At 67.6% G+C, this 15,190-nt stretch carries 12 protein-coding genes; 8 read left to right on the top strand and 4 right to left on the bottom strand.

The genetic code is table 11. The annotated features are described in order from the left end of the window. Positions 1-12 precede the first annotated feature (12 nt). Positions 13-1,332: an MFS transporter gene (locus HNP73_RS11105; RefSeq protein WP_184148939.1), complete on the bottom strand. Its 1,320-nt coding sequence runs from the start codon at positions 1,330-1,332 to the stop codon at positions 13-15. A 160-nt stretch (positions 1,333-1,492) separates the two neighbouring features. On the opposite strand from HNP73_RS11105, the gene HNP73_RS11100 reads away from it, so the two are divergent. Both HNP73_RS11100 and HNP73_RS11095 read left to right on the top strand, forming a co-directional pair. Then, on the top strand, positions 1,493-1,984 hold the full coding sequence (locus tag HNP73_RS11100) for a MarR family winged helix-turn-helix transcriptional regulator (protein ID WP_343063264.1): 492 nt from the start codon (positions 1,493-1,495) through the stop codon (positions 1,982-1,984). Between the two features lie 188 nt (positions 1,985-2,172). Then, positions 2,173-4,074, top strand: a complete 1,902-nt coding sequence (locus HNP73_RS11095; RefSeq protein WP_184148933.1) for an FAD-binding monooxygenase — start codon at positions 2,173-2,175, stop codon at positions 4,072-4,074. A gap of 181 nt (positions 4,075-4,255) precedes the next feature. On the opposite strand, the gene gap is transcribed toward HNP73_RS11095, so the two are convergent. Further along, on the bottom strand, positions 4,256-5,257 hold the full coding sequence (gene gap, locus HNP73_RS11090; RefSeq protein ID WP_184148930.1) for a type I glyceraldehyde-3-phosphate dehydrogenase: 1,002 nt from the start codon (positions 5,255-5,257) through the stop codon (positions 4,256-4,258). A 297-nt stretch (positions 5,258-5,554) separates the two neighbouring features. Between gap and HNP73_RS11085 the strand changes: the two genes are divergently transcribed. Genes HNP73_RS11085 through HNP73_RS11075 form a run of 3 tightly spaced genes read left to right on the top strand, consistent with a single transcriptional unit; the run spans position 5,555 to position 8,618 of the window. Then, positions 5,555-7,417, top strand: coding sequence for an ABC-F family ATP-binding cassette domain-containing protein (locus tag HNP73_RS11085; protein WP_184148927.1), 1,863 nt, complete (start codon positions 5,555-5,557; stop codon positions 7,415-7,417). Beyond that, positions 7,414-8,031: a MarC family protein gene (locus HNP73_RS11080; RefSeq protein ID WP_184148924.1), complete on the top strand. Its 618-nt coding sequence runs from the start codon at positions 7,414-7,416 to the stop codon at positions 8,029-8,031. The genes HNP73_RS11085 and HNP73_RS11080 overlap by 4 nt, the downstream gene beginning before the upstream one ends. Beyond that, entirely contained in the window at positions 8,028-8,618 is a 591-nt protein-coding gene (locus tag HNP73_RS11075) for a retropepsin-like aspartic protease family protein (protein WP_184148921.1), read from the top strand. The genes HNP73_RS11080 and HNP73_RS11075 overlap by 4 nt, the downstream gene beginning before the upstream one ends. Before the next feature lie 86 nt (positions 8,619-8,704). Here HNP73_RS11075 and HNP73_RS11070 read toward each other — a convergent pair whose 3' ends face one another. Next, positions 8,705-9,157, bottom strand: coding sequence for a DNA polymerase III subunit chi (locus HNP73_RS11070; protein ID WP_184148918.1), 453 nt, complete (start codon positions 9,155-9,157; stop codon positions 8,705-8,707). 6 nt (positions 9,158-9,163) lie between these two features. After that, entirely contained in the window at positions 9,164-10,642 is a 1,479-nt protein-coding gene (locus tag HNP73_RS11065; RefSeq protein ID WP_184148915.1) for a leucyl aminopeptidase, read from the bottom strand. Between the two features lie 143 nt (positions 10,643-10,785). Here HNP73_RS11065 and HNP73_RS11060 point away from each other — a divergent pair, with 143 nt between their 5' ends. The 3 genes from HNP73_RS11060 to HNP73_RS11050 are packed head-to-tail and all read left to right on the top strand — an operon-like array spanning position 10,786 to position 15,190. After that, positions 10,786-11,901 (top strand): LptF/LptG family permease, encoded by a 1,116-nt coding sequence (locus tag HNP73_RS11060; RefSeq protein ID WP_184148912.1) that lies wholly within the window; start codon positions 10,786-10,788, stop codon positions 11,899-11,901. Beyond that, positions 11,898-12,992, top strand: coding sequence for an LPS export ABC transporter permease LptG (gene lptG, locus HNP73_RS11055; RefSeq protein WP_184148909.1), 1,095 nt, complete (start codon positions 11,898-11,900; stop codon positions 12,990-12,992). The genes HNP73_RS11060 and lptG overlap by 4 nt, the downstream gene beginning before the upstream one ends. A 2-nt stretch (positions 12,993-12,994) precedes the next feature. Further along, positions 12,995-15,190: an LPS-assembly protein LptD gene (locus HNP73_RS11050; protein ID WP_184148907.1), complete on the top strand. Its 2,196-nt coding sequence runs from the start codon at positions 12,995-12,997 to the stop codon at positions 15,188-15,190.

The raw sequence follows: 15,190 nt of genomic DNA, 5'->3' as shown, positions 1-15,190 counted from the left end.
CGCTCACTTTCCTCATGCCGCCAGCGGCGGCCGCGCCTCGGGCGTGAGCCGCGTCGGCGGAATGAGCTGCGCCAGCACCATGCCGACCAGCGCCAGCCCGGCGAGGATCAGCAGGATCGTCTCGATCGAGAAGCCCGCCGCGATCAGCAACCCGCCGATCAGCGGCCCGCCAACGCCGCCAAGCCGACCGAAGCCCGCGCACCACGCGACGCTCGCACCCCGCACCCGGGTCGGGAAGTAAGTGGCGACAAACCCGTAGATCAGCGTCTGGGTGCCGCTCGTGCCGATCCCGACCAGCGCGACGATCCCGAGCAGCGCCGCCAGCGGCAGCTTCAGCGTCAGCGCCGCGATCGACACCGCCCCGAGCAGGAAGCTCGCCGCCACCACCGGCTTCGGCCCGAAGCGATCGGCAAAGCGGGCGACGACAATCGGTCCGAGCGCCGCCGCACCGTTCAGCACCAGCAGGAAAGAGAGCGAGCCCTTGGCGTTGAACCCCGCCCGCAGCATCAGCTCCGGCAGCCAGGTGTTGAGCGAATAGACCAGAAGCAGGCCGGTGGCGCTCATCAGCCCGATGAGAATCGTCGGCAGCAGGAAATCCCCAAACAGCCCGGCATAGCCTGCCGCCCCCTGCTCTTCCGCCTCCGCCGCGGCGTCGAGCGTCGGCATCTCCACCCCGGTGCGCTCGGCGACGGCCCGCGCCTCGTCGATCCGTCCGCGCGAGACCAGCCACACCACCGATTCCGGCATCTTCCAGATGGCGAGCGGCAGCAGCGTGACGAGCGGCAGCGCACCGATCGCGAAGAGCCCGCGCCAGCCGATGTGCTCCAGCAACACGATGGCGATCGCCGCCGCCGCGAGACTGCCGAGCGGCACACCGGAGTAGGTGATGGCGTTGCAGAGGTTCTTCCTGCCCTTCGGTGCGAACTCGGAGACCAGCGCCGCGGTCGTTGCCAGCAGCACGCCGACCCCGAGCCCGGTCAGGAAGCGAAAGATCCCGAACGCCTGCGCGGTATGGGTGAACGACGTCGCCAGCATGCCGAGCGAGAACCAGGCATAGGCACCGAGCATCATTTTCCGGCGCCCGAGAAAGTCGCCGATGCTGCCGGCGATCAGCGCGCCGACGAGAACCCCGATCAGCGCATAGCTGCCAAGGGCGCCCGCAAGCGCGGGGTCAACCGCGCCGATATGGCTCGGATCGCGGAGAAAGGTCGAAACGACGGTGCCGTAGATCACAAGATCGTAGCCGTCGAACATCAGTCCGACTGTGGCAAGCGAGATGATCCAGACAAGCGTGCGGACACGCTTCCTCTCGGCCGTGGCAGATACAGGCATGGACGATTCCTCCGGGGAACTGGGTGGGCCGCGGCGTTGTGCGCGTCGGCCAGTGATATGTCGTATACGCATCATACGTATGCGTGTCAATTAATGATACGTGTACTTGCTATTTTTTTTCGAATCGGGTAGACCATCCTCAATGCGAGGAGATCGACCCGTGCCTGACACGCCATACGACGCGCTCTACGACATGCCCGGACACCTGATCCGGCGGCTCCACCAGATTTCGACGGCGATTTTCACCGCGCGGATGGCCGAGGCCGGGATCGATCTCACGTCAGTGCAGTTCGCCGCGCTGAAGACCGTGCGGGAGAACCCCGGCATCGATCAGGCAACGCTCGCCGGGTTGATCGCCTACGACCGCGTCACCATCGGCGGCGTCGTTGACCGGCTTGTCACCAAGGGCCTGGTCAGCCGTGAGGTCCACCCGCGCGACCGCCGTGCGCGTGTGCTGGAGCTGAGCCCGGACGGCCAGACATTGCTCGACCGGGCGCTGCCGGTCGCGGGGCTCGTCCAGGAAGACATCGTCGGCGCACTGCCAGCGGAGGATCGTGAACCCTTCGTCGCCCTGCTCCGCCGGGCGACCGAGGCGGCAAACGACAGCAGCCGCGCCCCGCTCGTGGCGCGCAAGACCGAGATGATCGAATAGCCACCCCGCTCGCGGGCCGCTGAGGCCCGCCGCAACAACCCGACCCCGCGGGCCACCCGCGGCACCAACCGACCCCGGGCCGCCTAGGCCCGCCGCATCCACCCCGACCAACCCCAAGAACCACGACCGCCGCGGCCTTCGCCGTGAGCGAGGGCCTTTTGCACGCCCGAATTTCAGGAGGAAGAACAATGCAGTTTCATCTCGATGGCTTCCGTGTCGGCGACCCCGCGCTCCGCGACCCGGCCCCTGCCCCTTCGGGCGACGTTCTCGACGTCCTGATCATCGGCTGCGGTCCGGCCGGCCTGACGCTCGCCGCACAGCTCGCGGGCTTCCCCGGCATCCGCACCCGCATCGTCGAACAGAAGCCGGGGCCGCTCGAACTGGGTCAGGCCGACGGCATTGCCTGCCGGACCATGGAGATGTTCAACGCCTTCGGTTTCGCCGACCGCGTGGAGCGGGAAGCCTACTGGGTCAACGAGACGACGTTCTGGAAGCCTGGCGATGGCGGCCAGATCATCCGTCACGGCCGGGTGCGCGACACCGAGGAGGGCCTCTCGGAATTCCCGCACGTCATCCTGAATCAAGCGCGGGTCCATGACTTCTACCTCGAACTCATGCGCAACGCCCCTACCGGGCTGGTGCCGGACTACAACCTCCGCATCGAGGACCTGACGATCCCCGAGGATCCGGCTGAGCCCGTCACCGTGCGCCTGCGGCCGGTGGATGCCGAGGACGACAGCCGCGACGAGATCGTCCGTGCCCGCTACGTCGTCGGTTGCGACGGCGCGCGCAGCGGTGTGCGCCGGGCGATCGGCCGCGACCTCAAGGGCGAGGCCGCCAATCAGGCATGGGGCGTGATGGACGTGCTCGCCTACACCGATTTCCCCGACATCCGCCTGAAAAGCGCCATCCACTCCGCCGAGCACGGCAACATTCTCATCATCCCGCGGGAAGGCGGCTATCTCGTGCGCCTCTACATCGAGCTCGACAAGCTCGGCGAGAACGAGCGGGTGGCCTCGAAGAACATCACCAGCGATCAGCTCATCGCCGCCGCCCAGCGGATCCTGCACCCCTACACCCTCGACGTGAAGGAGGTGGCGTGGTGGTCGGTCTACGAGATCGGCCAGCGGCTCACCGACAAGTTCGACGACGTGCCCGCCGGTTCCGAAGGCACGCGGACCCCTCGCGTCTTCATCGCCGGCGACGCCTGCCACACCCACAGCCCGAAGGCGGGTCAGGGCATGAACGTCTCGATGCAGGACACGTTCAATCTCGGCTGGAAGCTCGCGGCGGTGCTGCGCGGTATCGCCGGCCCGGAGCTGCTGCACACCTACTCGGCGGAACGGCAGATCGTCGCAAAGGAGCTGATCGACTTCGACGGCAAGTTCGCGAAGATGTTCAGCGCCCGGCCCAAGACCTCGCCCGATGATGTGGACGGCGTCGATCCGGCGGAGTTCCAGCAGTACTTCGTCCAGCAGGGCCGCTTCACCGCCGGCACCGCGACGCACTATCCGGCCTCGGTCCTGACCGGCCCGGGCACCCATCAGGCGCTGGCAAAGGGGCTGATCGTCGGCATGCGCTTCCACTCCGCCCCCGTCGTGCGGCTGGCGGACGCGAAGCCGATGCACCTCGGCCATGTGGCGGAGGCGGACGGACGCTGGCGGATCTATCTCTTCGCAGGCGCCGACGGCCACGGTGCCGGCTCGCGGCTCGCACGCCTCTGCGAGCACCTCGAAGACGCGGCCGACTCGCCGCTCCGCCGGCACACCCCCGAGGGCGAAAACATCGACGCGGTCTTTGACGTGCGCGGCGTGCTTCAGGCCCCGCACGACAGCCTGTCCATGGACGACCTGCCGGGCCTGCTCTGGCCAGTGAAGGGCCGCTTCGGCCTGCGCGACTACGAGAAGGCGTTCTGCGCCGACCCGGCCATCGACATCTTCGACGTGCGCGGCATCGACCGGAGCGAGGGCGCCATGGTGGTGGTCCGGCCCGACCAGTACATCGCCCAGGTCCTGCCGCTCGATGCTACGGGCGACCTCGCGGACTACTTCGCCGATGTGCTGGGTGCGCGCGAGACGGCGGACGCCTGAGGGGCACGGGAACGTGGCAGGGGAGGTCTCGGATCACCTCTGCCGCCCGGCAGGTCAACCGGGATCTGCCATCCGGTTGACGGAACTCATTCAACAAAATCGAATAGATAAGCGGGACGCGCAACTTGCGCGCCCCGGTCGGAAAACGGGCCGCTCCGGTCTCCCGGAGCGGCCCGGAGACTCAGATCAGCTTGCCGAGCGCGACGGCCGTGTCGGCCATGCGGTTCGAGAAGCCCCACTCGTTGTCGTACCAGGTCATGACGCGCACGAAGGTGCCGTCCAGCACCTTGGTCTGGTCCATGTGGAAGATCGACGAATGCGGATCATGGTTGAAGTCGTGCGAGACCAGCGGCTCGTCGGTGTAGCCGAGGATGCCCTTCAGCTCGCCGTCGGCGGCTGCCCGGATCGCCCCGTTGACCTCTTCAACCGAGGTCGGCCGGCTGGCGACGAACTTGAAGTCCACCACCGAGACATTCGGGGTCGGGACGCGGATCGAGACGCCGTCGAGCTTGCCGTTCAGTTCGGGCAGCACGAGACCCACGGCCTTCGCCGCGCCGGTCGTCGTCGGGATCATCGAGAGCGCCGCCGCGCGGGCCCGGTAGAGATCCTTGTGCAGCGTGTCGAGCGTCGGCTGGTCGCCGGTATAGCTGTGGATCGTGGTCATGAACCCCCGCTCGATCCCGATCGCCTTGTTGAGCACATAGGCGACGGGCGAGAGGCAGTTCGTGGTGCACGACGCGTTCGAGATGACGAGATCGTCCTTGGTGAGCGTATTGTCGTTCACGCCGTAGACGATGGTCTTGTCCGCGCCCGCCGACGGCGCCGAGACGATGACCCGCTTCGAGCCGTTCTCGAGATGCGCCTTCGCCTTCTCGCGATCGGAGAAGATGCCGGTGCACTCGAGCGCGATATCGACGTCGCCCCACGGCAGTTCGGCCGGGTTGCGCAGCGCGGTCACCCGGATCGGGCCGCGGCCAACGTCGATCGTGTCACCCTTGACTGTCACGGTGCCGGGGAAACGTCCGTGGACCGAGTCGTAGCGGATCAGGTGGGCATTGGTCTCGACCGGGCCGAGGTCGTTGATCGCGACGACTTCGATGTCATCCCGACCCGACTCGACGATGGCGCGCAGCACATTGCGCCCGATGCGTCCGAACCCGTTGATAGCAACCTTGACGGCCATGCGTACTTCCCCTCGTATCATCCCGTGCCGAGCAATCGGCGCCTGACGTCGCGCCAGCCTGCGTAATTTCCTGCGCTGCGATCGCGGCGCGTCGTCGGACCGGCCAGAGGCCCGTCCGAGTTCCGTCCGGGTCCAGATACCCGCCCGCGCGCAGTGCTGCAACATGGGAACAGGGATTCCGCGACCATTGGACCGTACGTATCGACCAATCGGCGGCCCTGTCGGGTTGCCCGCGGCCCCGCATCCACGCCCGCGCGCTCAATTGACAAGCCACGGGCCACGGGCCACATCGGGCGCATGCTCGCACTGCGCAACCTCAGCTTCACCCTCGAAGGCAAGAAGCTCTTCGACGACGCCTCGGCACTCATCCCCGAGGGTCACAAGGTCGGATTCGTCGGCCGCAACGGCAGTGGCAAGACCACGCTCTTCCGGCTGATCCGTGGCGAACTCGCGCTCGACTCGGGCGAGATCGAGGTGCCGAAGCGGGCCCGCATCGGCGGCGTCGCGCAGGAAGCCCCGGCGAGCCGGGTGAGCCTCATCGACACCGTCCTTGCGGCGGACGAGGAGCGCGCGGCGCTGATGGCGGAGGCAGAGATCGCCACCGACGCGCATCGGATCGGTGAAATCCACGCCCGCCTCGCCGACATCGACGCACATTCCGCCGAGGCACGGGCCGCCTCGATCCTCGCCGGTCTTGGCTTCGACGCGGCCGCGCAGGCGCGGACCTGCGCCGAGTTCTCCGGCGGCTGGCGGATGCGGGTGGCGCTCGCCGCCGTGCTCTTCGCGCGGCCCGACGTGTTGCTCCTCGACGAGCCGACGAACTACCTCGACCTCGAGGGCGCGATCTGGCTCGAGAGCTTCCTCGCGAAGTATCCCCACACGGTGCTCGTGATCAGCCACGACAGGGACCTTCTGAACCGCTCGGTGGGCGCGATCCTGCATCTCGACCGGCAGAAGCTCACACTCTACCAGGGGCCCTACGACATCTTCGAGGACACCCGGCGGGCGCGGCTCGAGCAGCAGATCTCCGAGAAGCGCAAGCAGGACGCGGCGCGGGCGCACATGCAAAGCTTCGTCGATCGCTTCCGGGCGAAGGCGTCGAAGGCGCGGCAGGCGCAGAGCCGGATCAAGGCGCTGGAGCGGATGAAGCCGATCGCCGCCGTCGTCGAGGACAGCGTGACGGGCTTCAACTTCCCCACGCCGGAGGAGCTGTCGCCGCCGATCATCCGGCTCGAGGACGTGACCGTAGGCTACGACGGCCGCCCCGTCCTGTCGCATCTCGACCTTCGGATCGACCAGGACGACCGGATCGCGCTGCTCGGGCAGAACGGTCAGGGCAAGTCGACCTTCGTGAAGCTGCTCGCCGACCGGCTGGCGCCAATGAAGGGCCGCAAGCTCGCGTCCTCGAAGCTCCGGGTCGGCTACTTCGCCCAGCATCAGGTGGACGAGCTCGAACTCGGCGCAACGCCGCTGCAACATCTGCAGGTGCGGCGGCCTGAGGAGAATCCCGGCAAGCTCCGGGCGCGGCTCGCGTCGGGTGGGGTCGGTGCCGACATCGCCACGACCGAGGTCGGGCGGCTGTCGGGTGGCCAGAAGTCGCGGCTCGCGCTGCTGCTCGCGACGCTCGATGCGCCGCATCTGATCATTCTCGACGAGCCGACCAACCACCTCGACATCGAGAGTCGCGACGCGCTGGTCGAAGGGCTGACCGAGTATGGTGGCGCGGTCATGCTGGTGAGCCACGACCCCTATCTGGTCGAGCTCGTCGCCGAGCGCCTGTGGCTGGTGAAGGACGGGCGGATCCGGCCGTTCGACGACGACATGGACGCGTATCGCCGGCTGCTGCTCTCCGAGCGGAGTGGCGGTGGCGGCGCGGCGCCGAAGCGGGAGGAGCGGCCAAAGGCACGGGCCCTGCCCCGCTCCGAGGTGGCGCCGCTCAGGGCCGAGGTCTCGAGGTGCGAGGCGCGGGTCGCGAAGCTCGAGGGGATGCGCGACGAGATCGACGGCCGGCTCGCGAACCCGCTGCTCTACGCGCGGGGGGATCAGGACGCGATCGAGGCGTTGCAGAAGAAACGCGCCGAGGTCGAGAGCGGGCTGGAGCGGGCCGAGGCGTTGTGGATGGCCGCCCTTGAACGGCTAGAGGCAGCGGGCGTGGCATGACGGAGGTCCTGGTCACCGCCTTCGTCACCCTCTTCGTCATCATCGATCCGATCGGGCTTGCGCCGATCTTCATCGCCCTCACCCGCGGAATGACCCGGCGGCAGCGCCACCATGTGGGCGCCCGGGCGCTGCTCATCGGGTTTGTGATCCTTGCCGTGTTCGGACTCTTCGGCGAGGGGCTACTGGGAGCCATCGGCATCTCGATCCCGGCGTTCCGCATCTCGGGCGGGATCCTCTTGTTCCTGACGGCGCTCGACATGCTGTTCGAGCGGCGGACCGACCGGCGGGAGCGGCAGTCCGAGGAGAATCTGGGCGACCCGTCGGTCTTTCCGCTCGCCATGCCGCTCATCGCCGGGCCGGGGGCGATGACGACGATCATTCTGCTCGGGACGCGGCATTCGGACAGCACGGTCACGATGATCGGCATCGGCGCGGTGCTCATCGCGGTGCTGGTCCTGACCTATGTTCTCTTCCGGTTGAGCCACCTCATCGAACACGCCCTCGGACATACCGGGATCTCGGTCCTGACGCGGCTCTTCGGCATCCTGCTCGCGGCGCTGTCGGTGCAGTTCGTGCTCGACGGGCTGCGGGAGTACGGGTTCCTGTCAACATGAACTGGCCAGCCGATCCTGACGCGACGATGCGGGTCGTCTTTCTCGTGTGCCTGCTCGTCTTCGTGGCGGGGGGGCTGTTCTGGCGGGGGCGCAATCTCGGGCGGCGGATGCGGGATTTGCTGATCTGGGTGCTGATCTTTGCGCTTGCGGTCATCGTCTACGGCTTCCGTGACGTGCTGATGCAGGAGCTGGTGCCCTCGGAGATGACGGTCTCGGAGAGCGGGGTGATCGACGTCGAGCGGGCGTCGGACGGGCATTTTCATGTGCGGATGGAAGTAAACAACGTGCCGGTGCGCTTCCTCGTCGATACCGGGGCGAGCGAGATCGTCCTCAGCCGCCGGGATGCGGAGCGGGTCGGGATCGACGTGGGGGCGCTCAACTTCATGGGGCGGGCGCTGACGGCGAACGGGGTCGTGGAGACCGCGCAGATCCGGCTGGGCGTGATGAAGCTCGGGGACCTGACCGAGACCGGGGTCCGGGCGAGCGTGAGCGCGGGCGGGCTCGAGACCTCGCTGCTCGGCATGTCGGGGCTCGACCGGTTCGCGAAGGTCGAGATCAGCGGCGACAGGATGCGGCTGACGCCTTGAGTGCACAGGTCGCGCGACCCATGCAAGCATCTGACATATCCATATATCTGAAATAATATCAACCAGATCGCAACCTGGGTTGATGCTCAGGCCTTCTGCACCCAGCGCCCGTGTTCCTGCGCCCAGTACTTCGCCGGGAGTGCGGCGGCCTTCACGGCGCGCCAGTCACCGCGCGCGGTCTCGACGGCACGCTCGTCGGTGCCGTCGAAGATGAGGCAGGTCCGCGCGAAGCCCGCCATCTCCGTCGGCGTGGCGCGGGCGCCATCGACGAGCATCAGCACATCGGCACGGTTCGGCACCTCGTCACCGGCGGTGAGATAGATCGGTTGCGCCGCCGCATGGCCAAGGGCCGCGGTGCCGTGCGGCAGGAAGCTGTCGTCCCGCCAGGTCCAGAGGCCGGCGTCAAGCGCGGCGAGCGTCGTTGCGGAACCGACGCGCACAACCACGCGCCAGCCGCGGCCGAGGGATCGCTCGAGGAGATCGGGGAGCGTCACCTCGAGCGGGCTGGCGGTCAGGTGGTAGAACAGCACCTCCGCCATGGCGCGTCAGTCCTGGTATCGGTCCCGGATCAGCCGGTCGAGCGCGCGCACGCCCCAACCGGTCGCGCCCTTCGGGCCGAGATCGGTTTCCCGGGAAAGATACGCGACACCGGCAATGTCGAGGTGGATCCATGGCATCCCGTCGGCGATGAACCGCTTGAGGAACGTCGCGGCGGTGATCGAGCCGGCCGGACGGCCGCCGACGTTCGCCACGTCGGCGATGCGGCTCTTCAGCGCCTTCTCGTACGCCGGGCTGAGCGGCATCCGCCATGCGCCCTCTTCCTCCGCGCGCGCGGCGGCGAGGAAGGCGTCGGCAAGCGCGTCGTCATTCGAGAAGACGCCCGCGAGCTCATGTCCGAGGGCAATGATGACCGCGCCGGTCAGCGTGGCGAGATCGACGATGCCGGTGGGCTTGAAGCGCTCCTGCGTGTACCAGAGCACGTCCGCGAGGAGCAGGCGGCCCTCGGCGTCGGTGTTGATGATCTCGATGGTGTCGCCCTTCATCGAGCGCACCACATCGCCCGGCCGGGTCGCGTTGCTGCCCGGCATGTTCTCCACGAGGCCGACCAGACCGACGACGTTGGCGGGCGCCTTGCGGAGCGCGAGCGTCTTCATGACGCCGGCCACGACCGCGGCGCCGCCCATGTCCATGGTCATCTCTTCCATGCCGGCGGACGGCTTGATCGAGATGCCGCCGGTATCGAAGACGACGCCCTTGCCGACGAGGGCGAAGGGCCGGGTGGCTTCGTCGCCGCCCTTCCACTGCATCACGACGACCTTCGTCGGCGTGGCCGAGCCCTGACCGACGGCGAGGAGCGTGCGCATCCCGAGGCGTTCGAGCTCGGGCTCATCGAGCACCTCGACCTCGACGCCAAGCTCGCGCAGGGCTTCGAGGCGCGTGGCGAACTCGGTGGTGGTGAGCACGTTCGCGGGTTCGCTCACCAGATCGCGGGTGAAGAAGATGCCTTCCGCCTGTGCGCCGAAGGCCACGTGCTCGGCGCTCACGGCGTCCGGATCCTTGACCTCGAACCGGACCTCCGTGTTCGGCGTCGGTGCGTCGGGGTCGGGCTTGCGGTAGGTCTCGAAGGCATAGGCCCTGAGCGCGAGGCCGAGCGCGATCTCGGCGGCCCGGGCCTGCTTGCCGGCGACAACCGTGAGCGGCGTCGAGCCATTGAACGTCGCGATCGCCGCCCCCGCCCGGCGAGCCTCGGCGGGCGTCGGCTTTTTCGGGAGCTTCACCACAAGGACGGCTTCGGCGGCGATCCCGGCGGGAAATGCGAGGCGATGGCCGCTGCCGGCCTTCGCCTTGCCGAACTCCGGGCTCTCCACGAGCCGCAGAATGGCGCCGCCCATGGCGCGGTTCAGCTTGCGCAGGTTGGGGTCGAGCGGCGTTGAGCCGTCCAGGATCACGGCGAGCCGACCAGTCAGTGTGGTATATTTGTCAGGAGCCGTGGCGACGAAGGCGGTTTGGAGTGGCGCGGTCACGATCGGCTCCGTTAAGATACAGGACGGGTGAGGCCTAGCGACTTTCCGGCCGCTTGGCCAGATGCACGGGCCGCGCACCCCAGGTAAACCAAAGGCGTAGACCAACGGCGGCAAGAGACCGCGACCAGAGGGGCAGTAACAGCGTGAGGCGACTCGATCGCTACATCGTTCAGGCGCTTGTCAGCGCTCTCTGGTTTTTCGTTCTGGTTTTCACCGGCGTCATCTGGCTGACGCAGGCGGTGCGACTCGTTGACACGGTCATCGCGTCCGGCGAGGGGGCGAAGGTCTTCCTCGAGTTCTCGACGCTGGTCCTGCCGCAGGTCTTCGTCATCGTCCTGCCGCTCTCGGGGATGGGCGCCGCGCTCTACGCCCTGAACCGGCTGCATACCGACAGCGAACTCGTGGTGATGATGGGCGCGGGCTACGGTCCGCCCTCGATGCTGAAGCCGGTGGCGATCTTCGGGGCGATGATCGGGGTCGCAATGCTGATCGTCATGACCGTCCTGGTGCCGCGCTCAAGTGCCATCCTCTCGGAGCGGACACAGGCGATCCGATCGGATCTCGCCAACGCGCTCATTGTCGAGCGACAGTTCATCCATCCGGTGGATGGCCTCACGCTCTTCATCACCGATACGAGCCGGACCGGTGAGATGGCGGGGATATTCCTCAACGACCAGCGCGATCCGGCGCGGCCGGTGACCTATTCGGCGAAAAAGGCGCTCCTGCTGCGCGATGGCGACGAGGCGCGTCTCGTGATGCTCGAAGGGGTGGCGATGGCGCCGGGGTCGTCGCCGAACCAGCTTACTTCGGTCAGCTTCGATCAGTTCGTCTTCGACCTGAGCGACATGCTGAAAGAAGAGGGCGTGCGCGTGCGCCGGCCGTCGGAATATTCGGTGCCAGAGCTGCTGCGCCCGAGCCCGGAGATGCTGGCGGTTTCGCGCTACACTCTTGGCAACTATCTGGCCGAAGGACACTACAAGCTCGCCATGCCGCTGATCTCGGGGCTGTTTCCGCTCATCGCGCTCGTCACGCTGCTCTCGGGCGGCTTCCGGCGCAGTGGCTTCGGGCGGCGGGTGATCGTGGCGGTGGGGGTGGCCACGCTGCTCATGGCGCTGCTTTTCGTCGCGCGCGGTCGCGTGCCGGTCAATCCTTCGCTCTGGCCGCTCATGTATCTGCCGAGCGTGATCGCGATCGTCTACGTTGCCGTCCTGACGCTGCGGCTCAGCCGATCGCGCGTACCCCGGAGTGCCGCCACATGACGCTCTGGCGCTACATCCTGATGAAATTCCTGAGATCGACCCTCGGGGTCTTTCTCGCCATCACCCTCGTGGTGCTGCTTTTCACCGGGGTCGAGAACCTGCGCCGCTACGGCGACGCGGGCGCTGCATCGGGGGATATTCTCGTCATCACCCTGCTGCAGGCGCCCGAATTGCTCTATCAGGTGTTCCCGCTGGTGCTGATGCTCGCGAGCCTTGTCACGTTCCTCGGGCTGGCGCGGACCAGCGAGCTCGTGGTGATGCGGGCCTCGGGAATATCGGCGCTCCGGCTGCTCCGGGTGCCGGTGCTCGCGGCGATCGGGCTGGCGATCTTCTTCGTGGCGGCGGTCAATCCGTTCGTGGCCGCCTCGATCCGGCAGGGACATGCGGCGGAGGAGGAGTTCAGCTCGTCGGCATCGAGCCTCTTGTCGTTCTCCAAGGAGGGCGTGTGGCTGCGGCAGGCCGACCCGGACGGGCAGACGGTGATCCAGGCGGCGCGCACCAACAGCGACGGCTCGATCCTGACGCGGGTGCACATGCACCGGTTCAACCGGGACGGCGTGCTCTATTCGCGGATCGACGCGCCGGCGGTCCGGCTGACGCCGGGGGCGTGGGTGCTCGAGAACGCCCGGGAGTGGCGGTTGCAACCCGACGGCAGCTTCAGCCTCACCGCGCAGGACGAGCGGCTGAGCCTCGCGACCGGGCTGACCAACGACGAAATCCTCGAGAGCTTCGCGCCGCCGGAAACCGTTGGCTTCTGGGAACTGCCGCGCTTCATCCAGCAGATGGAGGAGTCGGGCTTTTCCGGGCTGAAGCACCGGCTGTTCTTCCAGACCGAACTGGCGAAGCCCGCGCTCTACGCCGCGATGGTGCTGATCGGCGCGGCCTTCGCCATGCGGCCGTCGCGGTTCGGGCAGACCGGGGTCATGATCCTGCTGGCGGTGCTGGCGGGGTTTGCCCTCTACTTCTTCAAGGATTTCGCCGAATCCCTTGGCGCACAGGGCAACATTCCGATCCTGGTGGCCGCGTGGAGCCCGCCGTTCGCGGCGATCCTGCTCGCCATCAGCCTGCTGTTGCATCTAGAGGACGGATGACCATGAGAAAGACCCGGATCCTCCCTGCGCTCGCGAGCTCCCTCGTCCTTGGCGCCGGCGCGCTCGGTGCCGTGCTGGGGGGCGGGGTGCCGTCGGTGGCGCAGGCGCCCGATGCGGCGCGGATGCCGGCAAGCCTCGTGGCCGATCAGGTGAGCTTTGACCAGCAGACCGAGCGGCTGACCGCGAGCGGCAATGTCGAGGTGCTTTACGGCGACCGGGTGCTTCGGGCGAAGCGGATCGTCTACGACCAGCGGGCGGACAGGATCGAGGCGGAGGGGCTGCTGCTGACGGACGCGCAGGGGGGCGTGCTGATCGCCGATGGCGCGACGCTGACGCCCGATCTGGAGGACGGGCTGATCGAGAGCGCGCGGCTGCTCATCGCCGGCCAGATGCAGCTCGCGGCGGCCGAGGCGCGGCGCGAGGGCGGGTTCGACACGCTCTATCGCACGGTGGCGAGCACCTGCACGATCTGCGAGGGCGACACGCGGCCGACGTGGGCGATCCGGGCAAGCCGGGTGATCCGGGACGCTGCGGCGCAGCGGATCTATTTCGAGAATGCGAGTTTCGAGCTCTTCGGGGTTCCGATCGGATGGTTGCCGCGGGCAAGCATCCCCGAGCCCGGCGCAGGGCGGGCGAACGGCATCCTGCTGCCGCGGTTTCAGTCGTCGTCACAGATCTACGGCTTCGGCATCAAGCTGCCGTACTACCGCACGCTTGGCGATCAGGCGGACATGACGCTGACGCCGTTCATCACCACGAGCGGCGCGCGCATCCTCGAGGGACAGTACCGGCAACGCTTCGAAAGCGGAGGCTTCAATCTCGCGGGCTCACTCGCCCTTGATGACGGGCTTGGCGATGGCGGCGGGCTCCGGGGGGCGTTGTCCGCGCAGGGCGCCTTCGCGCTGCCGCGGGACTTCATCGGCGACTTCGACCTCAACTGGGCGAGCGACGACAGCTATCTCGGCCAGTTCGACTATTCGGACGCGGACCGCCTGACCAGCACGGCGGCAATCCACCGCACCATGCTCGATGAGTACGTTTCCTTCGGCACCGTCGCGTTCCAGGCGCTTGCGGGGTCGGACGATGTGGATGCGGGAACCGTGCCCTTCGCGTTCCCCGAGTTCACCTATCGCCGGCTCTATGCCACGCCCGGGCTTGGCGGCGGCACGCTCGGGATCAACGGCGACTCGCTCGGCATCATTCGCGAGGACGGCCAGAACATGTTCCGGGCCAGCGGCGGCGGCGACTGGACCCGCGATGGCAACCTCGGCCACGGCGTGCTGGCCGAAGTGGTCGCGGGCATCGACTTCGCCGCCTATCAGGCGTGGGAAGCCCGCGCCACCGGCGACACCGAGACCTATGTCCGAACCGTGCCGACCGGCTCGATCGAATTGCGCTGGCCGTGGATGAAGGCGACGTCGAACGCCCAGCATGTGATCGAGCCGATCGTGCAGGTCGTCTATTCCCACGCGTTCGGCGACTCGGATGTGCCGAACGAGGACAGCCAGCTCGTCGAATTCGACGACACCAACCTGTTCTCGCTCAACCGCTTCCCCGGGACCGACCGGCTGGAGACCGGGTTCCGCGCCAATCTCGGGGTGAGCTATACCCGGCTCGATCCGGCCGGCTGGTCGCTCGGGCTGATGGCGGGCCGGGTGCTTCGCTCGACGTCGAGCGACGCGCAGTTCTATGAGGGCACCGGCCTTGCCGGCCAGTGGTCGGACTACGTGACGGCAGTGTCGCTGCAGTTCGACTGGGGTCTCACACTCGTGAACCGCTCGCTCTTCACCGACAGGCTCGATTTCGCGAGGAACGAGTTCGCACTCGCCTATGAGGGAGAGCGCGGCGGCCTGCGCGCGGCCTACATCTACCTTCAGGAAGACGACACGAACCCGTTCATCGGCTTGCAGCCGGAAACGAGCGAAATCGCCCTCGACGCCCGCTATCGATTCCTGCCGAACTGGGAGCTGCGGGGGCTCTGGCGCTATGATGCGGTCGCGCACGCCAACCTGCGGGCCGGGGCCGGGATCACGTACGGCAACGAGTGCGCCGAGTTCGACCTTTCGCTTCAGCGCCGGTATACGTACACCGACAATCTGCCGCCCTCGACCTCTGTCTCGTTCGGGTTGAAGCTCTCGGGGTTCGGGGGAGACGGCGAAACCAAGTGGCCGGCGCGCGTCTGCATGCGCGGTGCCTGA

It is taken from the genome of Amaricoccus macauensis, assembly GCF_014201905.1.
GTDB lineage: Bacteria > Pseudomonadota > Alphaproteobacteria > Rhodobacterales > Rhodobacteraceae > Amaricoccus > Amaricoccus macauensis.
The sequence above is the reverse complement of the archived record's forward strand: the minus strand, read 5'-3'. Positions and strand labels throughout refer to the sequence as shown.